12 protein-coding genes are annotated in these 12,374 nt (G+C 69.1%); 10 read left to right on the top strand and 2 right to left on the bottom strand.

Features of this window, described 5'->3' with window-relative positions:
- The first annotated feature begins 95 nt into the window (after positions 1 to 95).
- The 9 genes from Bsp3421_RS08150 (at position 96) to Bsp3421_RS08110 (ending at position 9,380) form a co-directional block, all read left to right on the top strand.
- Positions 96 to 1,004: a class I SAM-dependent methyltransferase gene (locus tag Bsp3421_RS08150; protein WP_273997908.1), complete on the top strand. Its 909-nt coding sequence runs from the start codon at positions 96 to 98 to the stop codon at positions 1,002 to 1,004.
- 16 nt (positions 1,005 to 1,020) lie between these two features.
- Positions 1,021 to 2,010, top strand: a complete 990-nt coding sequence (locus tag Bsp3421_RS08145) for an acyl-CoA desaturase (RefSeq protein ID WP_273997905.1) — start codon at positions 1,021 to 1,023, stop codon at positions 2,008 to 2,010.
- A gap of 12 nt (positions 2,011 to 2,022) precedes the next feature.
- The gene (locus tag Bsp3421_RS08140) at positions 2,023 to 2,997 is read left to right on the top strand and encodes an amidohydrolase family protein (RefSeq protein ID WP_337995273.1); all 975 of its coding nucleotides are present in this window, start codon (positions 2,023 to 2,025) and stop codon (positions 2,995 to 2,997) included.
- Positions 2,994 to 4,736, top strand: coding sequence for a fatty acyl-AMP ligase (locus tag Bsp3421_RS08135; protein ID WP_273997904.1), 1,743 nt, complete (start codon positions 2,994 to 2,996; stop codon positions 4,734 to 4,736). Before Bsp3421_RS08140 ends, Bsp3421_RS08135 begins: the two co-directional genes overlap by 4 nt.
- Before the next feature lie 24 nt (positions 4,737 to 4,760).
- Positions 4,761 to 5,177, top strand: coding sequence for a PaaI family thioesterase (locus tag Bsp3421_RS08130; protein ID WP_273997902.1), 417 nt, complete (start codon positions 4,761 to 4,763; stop codon positions 5,175 to 5,177).
- A gap of 4 nt (positions 5,178 to 5,181) precedes the next feature.
- Positions 5,182 to 6,189: an alpha/beta fold hydrolase gene (locus Bsp3421_RS08125; RefSeq protein WP_273997900.1), complete on the top strand. Its 1,008-nt coding sequence runs from the start codon at positions 5,182 to 5,184 to the stop codon at positions 6,187 to 6,189.
- A 302-nt stretch (positions 6,190 to 6,491) separates the two neighbouring features.
- Complete coding sequence (locus Bsp3421_RS08120; protein ID WP_273997899.1) at positions 6,492 to 8,027, top strand: catalase; 1,536 nt, start codon at positions 6,492 to 6,494, stop codon at positions 8,025 to 8,027.
- Positions 8,028 to 8,116: 89 nt separating this feature from the next.
- On the top strand, positions 8,117 to 8,770 hold the full coding sequence (locus Bsp3421_RS08115) for an ankyrin repeat domain-containing protein (RefSeq protein WP_273997897.1): 654 nt from the start codon (positions 8,117 to 8,119) through the stop codon (positions 8,768 to 8,770).
- Between the two features lie 196 nt (positions 8,771 to 8,966).
- Entirely contained in the window at positions 8,967 to 9,380 is a 414-nt protein-coding gene (locus tag Bsp3421_RS08110) for a DUF2917 domain-containing protein (RefSeq protein WP_273997896.1), read from the top strand.
- Between the two features lie 39 nt (positions 9,381 to 9,419).
- On the opposite strand, the gene thrS is transcribed toward Bsp3421_RS08110, so the two are convergent.
- Both thrS and Bsp3421_RS08100 read right to left on the bottom strand, forming a co-directional pair.
- On the bottom strand, positions 9,420 to 10,649 hold the full coding sequence (gene thrS / locus Bsp3421_RS08105) for a threonine--tRNA ligase (RefSeq protein ID WP_273997895.1): 1,230 nt from the start codon (positions 10,647 to 10,649) through the stop codon (positions 9,420 to 9,422).
- Positions 10,650 to 11,297: 648 nt separating this feature from the next.
- The gene (locus Bsp3421_RS08100; RefSeq protein WP_273997894.1) at positions 11,298 to 11,582 is read right to left on the bottom strand and encodes a hypothetical protein; all 285 of its coding nucleotides are present in this window, start codon (positions 11,580 to 11,582) and stop codon (positions 11,298 to 11,300) included.
- Here Bsp3421_RS08100 and Bsp3421_RS08095 point away from each other — a divergent pair.
- Positions 11,485 to 11,721 carry a hypothetical protein gene (locus tag Bsp3421_RS08095; RefSeq protein ID WP_273998448.1) on the top strand — a complete coding sequence of 79 codons (237 nt, stop codon included), beginning with the start codon at positions 11,485 to 11,487 and terminating at the stop codon, positions 11,719 to 11,721. The genes Bsp3421_RS08100 and Bsp3421_RS08095 overlap by 98 nt on opposite strands.
- Positions 11,722 to 12,374: the final 653 nt, after the last annotated feature.

Genomic DNA, 12,374 nt, shown 5'->3' with positions numbered 1-12,374 from the left:
CGCGCGCCGCCCGCGCCGCACCGCGCACGGGCCCCGCGCGCGACTTCGCACGCAATCCGCCCGCCGACCCGTCGGCCCCCATCAGGAGCAAGCCCATGACACCGGAAGTCGATACGCCGCGGCCGGCCGCCGGCCCCGCGTTCGGTGCGTCCGCCGACGCCATCCAATACCACTACGACATCGGCAACGCGTTCCTCGCGCTCGCGCAGGAAGGCGGCCGCAACTACTCGTGCGCGATGTACCACGAGGGCGACACGCATGAGGAAGCGCAGATCCGCAAGCTCGACTATCACATCGACCAGATCCGCGCGCGCGGCGCGGCGCGCGTGCTCGACATCGGCTGCGGCTGGGGCGCGCTGCTCAACCGGCTCGTCACGGTCGCGGGCGTCGGGCAGGCGGTCGGGCTCACGCTGTCCAACGAACAGATCCGCCATATCCACGACAGCTATCGCCATCCCGGCATCGAGGTGCTGCTGAAGAACTGGCAGGACTACCGACCGGACGAGCCGTTCGACGGCATCATCTCGCTCGGCGCGTTCGAGCATTTCGCCAAGATCGACGAGGACAAGCTCGAGGTCTACCGCTACTACTTCGAGAAGTGCCACGCCTTCCTGAAGCCGGGCGCGCGCATGTCGCTGCAGACCATGGGCTACGGCGACGTGCCGCGCGACCGGCAGCACACCGACCTGTTCATCGCCCACGAAGTGTTCCCCGAATCCGACCTGCCGTATCTCGCGGACATCGTGCGCGCGTCGGAGATGCTGTTCGAGGTGGAGCTGGTGCGCAACGACCGGCACGACTACACGCGCACCATGCGCGCCTGGTTCGAGAATCTGCGCGCGAACCGCGACCGCGCGCTCGCGCTCGCGCCGCTGCATGTGATCGAACGCTACGAGCGCATGTACCGGACCATGAGCTACTCGTTCGACCTCGGCGCGTTCGCGCTGTACCGGATCACGTTCCGCCGGATCGAGCCGAACCGGCTCGGCGCGCGCGCGTCGTAACCGCCCGGGCGCCACGATGGACGATCCCTCGCTGCTCGACGCCCCCCGCCGCGCGCCCGCCCCGCCGCGCGCGTCGGCGGCCGACGACGCCCACCTGTCGGTCGCGTCGCGTCTCCGGCACCTGGGCGTCGCGCTGATCCCGACGCTCGGCACGCTGGCCGCGCTGCTGTCGTGGGCGCTCGGCGGCCCCGCGCCGCGTCCGCGCGAGTTCGCGCTGCTCGCCGGCTTCTACGTGCTGAACCTGCTCGGCATGGAACTGGCGCTGCACCGCTACTTCGCGCACCGCGCGTTCAAGGCCACGCCCGCCACCCAGGTCGCGCTCGCGGTGCTCGGTTCGCTCGCGTACATGGGGCCGCTGATGTGGTGGGTCGCGATCCACCGCAAGCATCATGCGCATACCGACCGGCCCGGCGATCCGCACACGCCGCAGCTCGGCGGGCCGGGCCTGCGCGGCCGCCTGACCGGCTTCTGGCAAGGTCACGTCGGCTGGCTGTTCACGCCCGAGCGGGCCCGGCCGCCGGCCTGGAACCGCTATGCGATGGATCTCTACCGCGACCCCGTGCTGCTGCGGATCCATCACGCCTACGACTACTGGCTCGTGCTCGGCCTGCTGCTGCCGATGCTCATCGACGGGCTCGTCGATCTGTCGTGGAAAAGCGCGCTGCTCGGCCTGCTGTGGGGCGGCACCGTGCGGGTGTTCCTCGCGACGAACGCGGTCTGGGCGGTCAACTCGGCCGGCCATCTGTTCGGCGCGCGCCCCTACCCGGGCCGCGACGCGAGCGGCAACCTGTTCTGGCTCGCGCTCGTCACGCTCGGCGCGGGCTGGCACAACAATCACCACGCGTTCCCGCAGTTTGCGAGCACGCGGCTGCGCTGGTGGCAAATCGACGTGACCGCCTGGGTGATCGCGCTGCTCGAACGTCTGGGCCTCGTCTGGGACGTCCAGCATCCCGATCCCGCGACGGTCCGCAAGAAAGCCGGCGCCGGCGCGAAACCCCAGGACTGAACGGACCCCGCCATGACCACCCCGCGCATCTTCGACGCCCGCGTCCACCTGCTCCCCGACTCCGTCGCGAAGCTCGTCTGGAAAAACTATGCGCGCGATGCGTGGGACATCCGCTACCAGCTGCTCGCGGACGCCGCGCTCGCGTTTCTCGCCGCGCACGGCGTCGAGCGCGTCGCGGGCATCTGCTATGCGTCGCAGCCCGGCATCGCGCCCTTCCTGAACACCTTCATGGCCGGCCTCCATGCGCGGCATCCGGCGCAGGTGGTGCCGTTCGGCACCGTGCACCCGGGCGACGAGGACTGCGTGCGCGAAGTCGAGCGCGCGCTCGACACGCTGGGCTTCGCCGGCATCAAGCTGCACTGCCACCTGCTGCGGATGGCGCCCGACGATCCCGCGCTCGCGTCGATCCTCGACGCCGTCGCCGAACGCGGCAAGGTCGTCAACCTGCATTCGGGCGCGGTCGCGAAGAACAACGCGGCGCTCGATGCGGTCAGGGCGTTCTGCAATGTCGATCGATTCCGGCGCGCGCTGCGCCGCCGCCCCGCGCTCAGGATCATCGTCCCGCACATCGGCTACGACGAAGTACAGGCCTATCTCGACCTGATGGACGAATTCCCGAACCTGCACTTCGATACCGCGATGGCGTTCGGCGGCCACCGCGTCGCGATCGGTGAAACGATTCCCGATGTGCGCCCGCTCGTGCCGGCGCGCTACCCGCGCGGCATGCATCCGCCGCTGCCCGATCCGTGGCGCCCCGCGCTCGAACAGCTGGTGCCGCAGATGCAGGCCCGGCCGACGCGCTTCCTGTACGGCAGCGACTTCCCTTATGTGCCCTACGACTGGGATCTGGAAATCCGCCAGCTGACGCGCTACCTGCCGCCCGAGGTTCTCGAGCGCGTGCTGTGGGACAACGCGGCCGCGCTGTTCGGCGCACCGCGCGAAGCGGAGCGGGAAAGCGCCGCCGCCGCGCAGGGAGCGAACGAATGAACGACGCGGACCGGAACATCGACGCATGCCGGGACTTCGTCGCGCTCGCGCGCCACCGCGCGCGAACCACGCCCGATCTGCCGGTCTACACCTTCGTCGGCTTCGGCGACGAACCGTCGCAGGTGCTGACCTGCGCCGAACTCGACCGGCGCGCGACCACGCTCGCCGCGCGTCTGCTGGCCCGCGCGCGGCCCGGCGACCGCGCCCTGCTGCTGTTCGCGCCCGGGCTCGACTACATCGTCGCCTTGTTCGGCTGCCTGTATGCGGGCGTGATCGCGGCCCCCGCGTACCCGATCGAACCCGCGCAAGCGGTGCGCACGCTGCCGCGCCTGATCGCGATGGTCGCCGATTGCGCGCCGGCCGTCATCCTCGGCACCGCGGCGGAGCGCGACGCCTGCGCGCAACCCGGCGCGCCGATGCAGCCACTCACGCGCCTGCCGTGGCTGGCCGTCGACGCGCCCGACCTCGACGAACCGACCGCCGCGCTCCTGGACCCGACCGCTTCGCCCGATCCCGCGCAACCCGCGTACCTGCAATACACGTCCGGCTCCACTGGCTCGCCGAAGGGCGTGATGATCGGCCATCGCAACCTCATGCACAACTCGGCGCTGATCGCGCGCCGCTTCGGGCACGATGCAAGCAGCCGGGGCGCGATCTGGCTGCCGCCGTATCACGACATGGGACTGATCGGCGGCATCCTGCAGCCGCTCTACGCCGGCTTTCCGGTCGCGCTGATGTCGCACCTCGATTTTCTCAAGCATCCGCTGCGCTGGCTGCGCACGGTCAGCACATTCCGCGCGACCACGAGCGGCGGCCCCAACTTCGCCTACGAAATGCTCGCGACGATGCGCATCGCCGACAGCGATCTCGACCGTCTCGATCTCGCCAGTTGGCGTCTCGCCTTCGTCGGCGCGGAGCCGATCCGAGCCCGCACGCTGCACGCGTTCGCCGCCCGCTTCGCACGCTGCGGCTTCGACGCCGCCGCGTTCTATCCCTGCTACGGGCTCGCCGAGCACACGCTGTTCACGACCGGCGCGCCGCTGCGCGGCGATGCGCCCGGGCCGGTCGGCGCACCGGACGCCGGCGTCGCGTGCGGCGCGCCGGCCGAGGACAGCATGGTGCTCGTGGTCGACCCGCGCACCGGCGAGCGCTGCGCGGACGGCGAAGTCGGCGAACTGTGGGCGAGCGGGCCGAGCGTCGCGCAAGGCTATTGGGGGCAGCCCGCGCTGACGCGGGAAACCTTCGCGGCGCGGGTCGCGGGCGTCGCGGGCGCCTTCATGCGGACGGGCGACTACGGCTACCTGCGCGACGGCGAGCTGGTCGTGACGGGTCGGCTCAAGGACATGCTGATCATCCGCGGCGCGAATCACTACCCGCACGATCTCGAAGCGACGATCGAGACGCTCGATCCGGAGGTGTTCCGCCCGGGCGGCTGCGCGGTATTCGCGGTCGACGCCGCGCGGCAGGCCACGCCGCGCGTGACGGTGGTGCGCGAACTGCGGGCGCGCCACCTGCCCGCATTCCGCGACAACGCCGAGGCGGCGCGCAGCGGCCACTTCGAACGCCTGCGCCGCGCGATCACGCAGCGGCACGGCATCGTCGTGCACGATATTCTCTTCACGCCGCCGTCCGCGGTGCCGAAGACGACGAGCGGCAAGGTCCAGCGCCACGCCTGCCGCGACCTGCTGCTGCGCGGCGCGCTGCCGATCGTCGCGCAATGGCATGCGGATCCAGCCTGAACGGCTCAACCACGGAGACAAGCAATGTCGGAACAACGGGATGCGGACTACTTCAATCGCCTCGGCAAGGACTATCTGCCCGGGTTGCTCGGGATGGTCATCACGGAACTGGACGGTCTGTACCTGAAGGCGGAACTGGACGTCCGCCAGTCGCTGCTCGCGCCGAACGGCTATCTGCACGCGGGCACCCTCGTGAGCATGGCGGACACCGCATGCGGCTACGGTTGCTTCGCGAACCTGCCGGAAGGCGCGACGAACTTCACCACGATCGAGCTGAAAAGCAATTTCATGGGCACCACGCGCGACGGCGTGATCCATTGCGAGGCGCGCGCGCTGCATGCGGGCCGCACGACCCAGGTGTGGGACGCGCTGGTCCGCCATGAAGGCAAGCTGCTCGCGACGTTCCGCTGCACGCAGATGATCCTCTGGCCGACCCGGTGACGCGATGAGCACTTCGTCCGATCTCCGTGTCGAAGCGCGCCCCGTCAGCCGCCTCGGCGCATCCATCGACACGACCTGGCTCGACACGCTGCGGCTCGGCGCGCGCGCCGCGCGGATCCGCCGCGGGCCGGCCGCGCATGCGCGCGACGGCGTGCGCATCGTCGACGTGTCGAACTGCGCGATGCGGGTGCGCGTGACGGGCGCGCGCATCGGCAGCCAGCCGACCATCGTGCTGGTCTGCGATCCGCCGAGCGTGATCGAGCATTTCGATGCGCTCGTCTCGCTGCTCGCGCCCGAGGCGCGGGTCGTCTGCCTGGAGCCGCCCGGCTTCGGCTATTCGGTGCCGCGCCGCGCCTTCCGCTTCACGTTCGACAACTACCGGACCGCGATCGACGAACTGCTGCTGGTGCTCGACGAAGGCCCTTATCTGCTTGCGTTCTCGTGCGTCTGGGCGCACATCGCGCTGCAGATCGCCGCGCAGCGGCCCGCATGGATCGCCAAGCTGCTGCTGTGGCAAGGCGTCGCGTGGGAGCAGCAGGTCAGCTGGGCGAACTATGTCGACGCGGACCATACCTTGTCGCGCCCGCTCGTGGGTCAACTCGCGGGTATGTTGGTTACGCGGCGCATCGGGGTCGGCTGGTATCGCGCGGCGATGGCCAAGGATCGGTATCGGGACTTCACGCCGACGCTGTTGTCGGCGCTCGACAGCGGCGCGTTCTGCTGTCTCGCCTCGCTGTGGCAGCAGTTCTATCGCGACGCGCCGCCCGAGGTTCAGATCGATCAGCCGACGCTGCTCACCTGGGGACATGCCGATCGCACGCATCGCCACAGCGACAAGACTTCGTTGTCGCGCACACTGCGCCGCGTGGTGCGGCACAGCGGCTTCGACCGAGCCGGGCACTCGCCGGAACTGGAGGACTGCCCGGCCTTCTCGCGCCTGCTGCTCGACTGGCTCGCCGCGCCGGATTATGTGCCGTCGGTCGTCGGTCCGTCGGAGGGAGAGGCCGGTTGAAGCAATGCGGTCGCGGCGGGAGGCGTGGCGGCGACGCCGCCGCTTTCCGCTCCGCCCCGGTGCGTCGCGCCCATCGATATACGATTCGCATTCCTGCATGATTAATCTTTCAAGCGTGTGATGGCCGAACCCGCTTCACCCCGCGCATCGAACCGCAAACGCCCCGGAAGTCATCGCCTCTCGCGCGCCTGTTCTCCACGCCTATCGCCGCCATACCCAATTTCAATTGGCATATCGTCCGACGATCTCTTGTAATGCAATCGGTTTCACCAACCTGATTGTCATCAAGGAGTTCCCACGACATGTCCACCGCCACGAACCGTTTGCGCCTGGGTCTCGTCGCCGCCGCCTGCGTCGCGCTCGCGACCACGGCCTCGGCCGCCGACCTCACGCGCGACAATGGCTCGCCTGTCGGCGATAACCAGAATTCGCAAACCGCCGGACCGAACGGCCCGGTGCTGCTGCAAGACTCCCACCTGATCGAAAAACTGCAGCGCTTCGATCGCGAGCGGATCCCCGAGCGCGTCGTGCACGCGCGCGGCACCGGCGCTTTCGGCGAATTCGTCCCGAGCGCCGATCTCGCCGACCTCACGATGGCGAAGGTGTTCACGTCCGGCACGCGCACGCCTGTGTTCGTGCGCTTCTCGACCGTGATGGGCTCGCGCGGCTCGCCCGAGCAGGCCCGCGATCCGCGCGGCTTCGCGGTCAAGTTCTACACCGAGCAGGGCAACTGGGATCTGGTCGGCATCAACTGGCCGATCTTCTTCATTCGCGACGCCATCAAGTTCCCGGACTTCGTGCACGCGAACAAGCCGAGCGCGGTCACCGGCGTGCAGGATCCGAACCTCGCCTTCGACTTCTTCGCGCACACGCCCGAAGCCACCAGCATGCTGACCCGGCTGTACACCCCCGAGGGGATGCCGGATTCCTATCGGCACATGGACGGCTTCGGCGTGCACGCCTTCAAGTTCGTCAATGCGCAAGGCCAGGTGCACTACGTGAAGTTCCATTGGAAGAGCGCGCAGGGCATCCACGGCATGCGGCCGAAGGACATCCCGGGCTCGGTCGGCGCGGACTGGAACCTGATGACGAACGACCTGTACGGCGCGCTGAAGGCCGGCGACTATCCGAAGTGGGATCTGTATATCCAGGTGCTCTCGCCCGCGGACCTCGGCAAGTACGACTACGATCCGCTCGACGACACCAAGGTCTGGAGCGATGTGCCGGAGCGCAAGGTCGGCACGCTCACGCTGAACCGCGTACCGGACAACTTCTTCGAAAGCACCGAGGAATCGGCGTTCGCGCCGTCGCGGCTCGTGCCCGGCATCGAGCCGTCGGAGGACCGGATGCTGCAAGGCCGTGTGTTCTCCTATGCGGACACCCAGATGTACCGGCTCGGCGCGAACTTCAGCCAGTTGCCGATCAACCGCCCGCGCGTGCCGGTCGTCAGCAACAACCAGGACGGCGCGATGAACGGCGGCGGCCGCCAGGGCGAGGTGAACTACGAACCGTCGACCCTCAACGAGATCGCGCAGAACCCGCGCTACAAGTACGTCCAGACGCCGCTCTCCGGCGTCACGCAGCAGGCGGCGATCCACAAGACGCTGAACTTCAGGCAGGCCGGCGAGTACTACCGCGCGCTGTCCGAGCGTGACCGCCAGGATCTCGTGACGGCGCTGTCGGCGGACCTGCGACGCGTGACCAACGACCGGAACAAGTACACGATGCTGTCGTACTTCTACAAGGCGGACGCCGACTACGGTGCACGCCTCGCGAAGGCGACGCAGGCCGATGTGTCGCGCGTGAAATCGCTCGCGGACCAGCTCGTCGAGCACTGATCCCACGCCCCGCCCGGGGACGCGGCATGCCGCGTCCCCGGCCCGATGCTCCTTCAAGCGCGCCCGCACGACGTGCGGGCCTTGCCACGATGAATCCTCGCTCGATTTTCACGTCGCGCGCCTGGCGCGCGGGCGCGCTCGCCGCGCTGCTGCTCGTCGCCGCTGGTTGCGCGCACATCGAACCGCCCTCCACGGCCGCGCTCCGGAGCGCCGCGCCCAAAACCGTGCGCGATTACGACGACACCTGGTTCGCGGCGGCGCGTCTCGGCCGCATCGACATCCTGCAGGCGCTCGCCGACGCCGGCTATCCGCTCGACGCCAGGACTCGCGAAGGGTACACGGCGCTGATCCTGAGCGCGTATCGCGGCCAGAGCGATGCGCTCACCTACCTGCTGCGCGCGGGCGCCGATCCGTGCGCCGCGGACCGGCACGGCAACACCGCGCTGATGGGCGCGATCTTCAAGGGCGATGCGGCGATCGCGCGCACGCTGATCGCGACGCGCTGCCCGATCGACCAGACCAACAACGCGGGCGCGACCGCGCTGTCGTTCGCGACACTGTTCGGTCGCCTGGACCTGCTGCCGACCCTCGTCGCGCGCGGCGCGGATCCGGACCACGTCGACGCGCTCGGCCGGACCGCGCTGCAAACCGCGCTGCTGCAAGGCAACCGCGACGCGGCTGCCGCGCTCGAACGCCTGGGCGCCACGCCGAATGCCGACCAGACGCTGCGGATGCGCCCGTAACGCCACGCGAGCGTTGACAAGCGCCTGCGCCGCCGACACACTGCAGGTCATGAACACGCGCACCGTTTTCACTCTCTCGTCAGGCCGCCGATCGGTAATTGCACGACGTGCATTACCCGGGGCCTCCGTGCGCTAGCCGTTCCACAGCAAGCACTGTCACCAGGCCCCGCCGATCCGGTTGGGGCCTTTTTCATGCATGGCATCGCGCTCCATCCGCCGGCTCTACAAGGAGAAGACGAAGATGGAAGACGCGAACCCGATGTGGCCGCCGCCCGATGCCGACGCGATACCGCTGCCGCGCGTCGCCCTGCACTTTCCGCTCACGCCGGGCGCGCCCCTGACCTGGCGCGCGCGCAGCGACGCGGAGCTGCGGATCGGGCGCGCCCAGGTGCGCCTGATCCGGTCGAGCAGCGTCGACGATCTGTGGCTTCAGCCCGGTGACACCGTGCACGTGCGGCAGGGCGAGCGCATCTGGCTCAGCACCAGAGGACCGCACCCGGCCGAGGCGACGCTCACGACGCCCTACGCGCAGCCGTCGCACACGCTCGTGCGCTGGCTCGCGCGGCTGCGCGACGCACTCGCCGATCTCGCGGCGCCACGCCCGCGCTGATGCGGCGTCGCGCGCAACCGGGCCGCACAGCCGGGCCGATCACGCGGCCGCGTCGTTGCCGACGCGCGGCGCCGTGCGCAACGGCACGCGCGTCGCACGCGCCACGCAGGCCAGCGCCTCGTCGAGCGGCAACACCTGCTGCTCGCCATTGCGCAGACGCAACGCGACCGTGCCGTCGCGCGCTTCCTGGCTGCCCGCGATCGCGAGGATCGGCGCGGCCAGCGCGCGCGCGTCGACGATCTTGCGTGGCAGGCGTTCCGCGCGGAAATCGCGCGCCACCCGGCATCCGATCGATTCGAACGCCTGCGCCACCTGGTCGGCGAACGACCGCTGCGCCTCGCCGATGCTGGCGACCACCACCTGATCCGGCGCGAGCCAGGCCGGCAACCAGCCCTCGTAATGTTCGAGCAGGATGCCGATGAAGCGTTCGAGACTGCCCAGCACCGCGTGATGAATCATCACGGGCACGCGCTTCTCGCCCTTCTCGTCGACATACGTCGCGCCGAGCCGCTCGGGCAGCACGAAGTCGAGCTGCACGGTGCCGCACTGCCACTTGCGGCCGCGCCGGTCGATCAGGTGGAATTCGAGCTTGGGCCCGTAGAATGCGCCCTCGCCGGGCTGCAGCGTGAAGCGCAGTCCGGCCGCGCGCGCGGCCGCCGCGAGCTGGGCTTCCGCGCGATCCCACGATGCATCGTCTCCCGCGCGCTGCGCCGGCCGCGTCGACAGCGCGACCTCGAACGCGTCGAAACCGAAATCCGCGTACACCGACGCGAGCAGCGCGCAAAAGCGCACCACCTCGGCCTCGACCTGCGCCGGCGCGCACAGCACATGCGCATCGTCCTGCGTGAAGGCCCGCGCGCGCATCAGCCCATGCAGCGCGCCGGACGGCTCCGCGCGATGCACGGCGCCGAACTCCGCGTAACGCACCGGCAGGTCGCGGTACGAACGCGATCCTTTCTTGAAGATCAGCACGTGCCCCGGGCAGCTCATCGGCTTCAGGCAGAACCGGCCGTCGTCGCCGTCGAGCGTGAACATCTGATCGCCGAACTTCTCCCAATGGCCGCTCTGCTCCCACAGCGCGCGCGCGAGCAACTGCGGCGTGCGCACTTCCGCGAACCCGGCCGCGCGCATCCGAACCCGTACGTACTCCTCGACGACGCGCAGCAGCGCCATGCCGCGCGGATGCCAGAACACCGTGCCGGGGCCTTCGTCCCGCTGGTGAAAAAGATCGAGCTTGCTGCCGAGAATCCGGTGATCGAATGCGTCCATCGTGTGCTCCGTTTCGTGATGAGCCGGCGGCACGGGACATGAAAAAAGCCCCGTCCGTTTCCGGCGGGGCTTCAGGGATGTCAGAGACGCACTGACTACGACACGCGACCTCCCCTCCGCCCGCCGATGGCGGTCGTGGTGGTGGTCGTGGTGGTGAGTGCGCGTGCGTTCATGTCGTCCAATTTACCGGATCCGATGCGCACGCGTCAACACCGCTGCGGGTTCGCGCAGGCGAATGGGCGCTATCGAAGGAAGGAAGGATGGAGCGGCACCGCGCGTATCGCGCGCGCACTCCGCACGCGAGGAACGGCAACGGTAAACCCCCGGGCCGATTCAATGCACGACGCGGCGCAAGCCGCCGTGCGTCCGCCACCGTGTTCCGTTGCTACCGGACGAAGTTGCGTGCCCAGCCTCGATGAGGACCGGTGCGCCACACTCCGGCGCCATCGCCCCGGCGGGGCGAGCGCGTGAACTCAGGTCGACGCGAACGATCGCACGCCCACGCGCGCGAACATGAAACGTGAATCAGGATGATGCGGGAAAACGCCCACGAAGCCGGGGGGCGGCGGGCTGCGGTCGACGACGGCCGGGCCGCGACAGTCCAATGCCGCGCGCAGACAGGCAACAGCGCGTTTCATCGAACCCGGCTCAGGTGCTGGCCGCGAGACGCGGACCCACGACCCCGCGCGCCGCCGCTGCGGTCTCGATCTCGGACTTCTGCGTTTGCGCGCTGACCCACGGCTCGATGCCTTGCTTCTGCACTTCCTCGAGGAACGAGACGCGCGTGCGCCAGTAATCCGCCTGCAACTTCGCGTCAATCACACGCTGCTCGGCCGTGAACAACTCCATGCGCGCGGTCACCAGCATCGACGCAGCGGTTTTCTCCGGCGTGGGGGCGTGCCGCAACGCCCAACGGCTGATCCAGTTCAACATGCTTACCTCCGTATTGACGGATGAAATCGTCCGGCAGCACCGCACGGGCCGCCCCGAACGCACCACAACGATCGCGGAACACGTCGGCCACCACTCTTGCGCCTCGCGGGCCTACCGCGACAGCGCCGCCGACATCTGACGCGACCACTCTCTACATCCTAGAAAGAGAACCACGTTAACGCGATGACGTCTTGCAATGTTTTACACAGATAACGCGATTCCCTCGCACTTCAGGCGAGATCGATGCGCGCCGGGCGGCCTCATGCGCGTATCGTGCGATACCCGCGCATGCGTGCGGGCCGCCGGCCCGCCTATGTCGCACCGCGCGCGACGACGGTCGCGCGCAGCCTGTTCGAACGCCGCGCGCACGCTGCGCGCGGCTGGAATCGGTTCGGCCTCCGCCGCGTCATGCGACGCCGCAGCGAAACCAGTCGCCGCGCAAGGCGCGCGACGTGATGTCGACCTGACAGGATCCGGCGCAAGTTGCGCCGGATCATGCCGGCGGCGCAACTTAGCCCTGCGAAGCGCCTGCGTCGCGACGCGCGCGCCGCAGGCCTCCCTCAATCCAATCCACACTCTACGACGGCTTCCCGCGCCGCGCATCGCTTTGTTGACGCGTGTCGCGTTCCGCGCAACACCGGGCGCCGAAGCGTCACACGCATGGCACAGATCCGTCGTGCACAGCCTGACACAAACCGTCATCGCGTGCAGCTTCGCGATGCCCCCCTGCAAAAGCCCCGTGACAAAACGATGTATTTCCTATGATGGGTCATGTCGATACAAGAACAACGA

This window comes from Burkholderia sp. FERM BP-3421 (assembly GCF_028657905.1).
In the GTDB taxonomy this organism is placed as follows: Bacteria; Pseudomonadota; Gammaproteobacteria; order Burkholderiales; family Burkholderiaceae; genus Burkholderia.
This window is presented reverse-complemented; position numbering and strand designations above follow the sequence as displayed.

Bases quoted from the DNA above. Each gene is read 5' to 3' on its own strand.
- Bsp3421_RS08150 (WP_273997908.1), top strand. From the start codon at position 96: ATGACACCGGAAGTCGATACGCCGCGGCCGGCCGCCGGCCCCGCGTTC.
- Bsp3421_RS08145 (WP_273997905.1), top strand. From the start codon at position 1,021: ATGGACGATCCCTCGCTGCTCGACGCCCCCCGCCGCGCGCCCGCCCCG.
- Bsp3421_RS08140 (WP_337995273.1), top strand. From the start codon at position 2,023: ATGACCACCCCGCGCATCTTCGACGCCCGCGTCCACCTGCTCCCCGAC.
- Bsp3421_RS08135 (WP_273997904.1), top strand. From the start codon at position 2,994: ATGAACGACGCGGACCGGAACATCGACGCATGCCGGGACTTCGTCGCG.
- Bsp3421_RS08130 (WP_273997902.1), top strand. From the start codon at position 4,761: ATGTCGGAACAACGGGATGCGGACTACTTCAATCGCCTCGGCAAGGAC.
- Bsp3421_RS08125 (WP_273997900.1), top strand. From the start codon at position 5,182: ATGAGCACTTCGTCCGATCTCCGTGTCGAAGCGCGCCCCGTCAGCCGC.
- Bsp3421_RS08120 (WP_273997899.1), top strand. From the start codon at position 6,492: ATGTCCACCGCCACGAACCGTTTGCGCCTGGGTCTCGTCGCCGCCGCC.
- Bsp3421_RS08115 (WP_273997897.1), top strand. From the start codon at position 8,117: ATGAATCCTCGCTCGATTTTCACGTCGCGCGCCTGGCGCGCGGGCGCG.
- Bsp3421_RS08110 (WP_273997896.1), top strand. From the start codon at position 8,967: ATGGCATCGCGCTCCATCCGCCGGCTCTACAAGGAGAAGACGAAGATG.
- thrS (WP_273997895.1), bottom strand. From the start codon at position 10,649: ATGGACGCATTCGATCACCGGATTCTCGGCAGCAAGCTCGATCTTTTT.
- Bsp3421_RS08100 (WP_273997894.1), bottom strand. From the start codon at position 11,582: ATGTTGAACTGGATCAGCCGTTGGGCGTTGCGGCACGCCCCCACGCCG.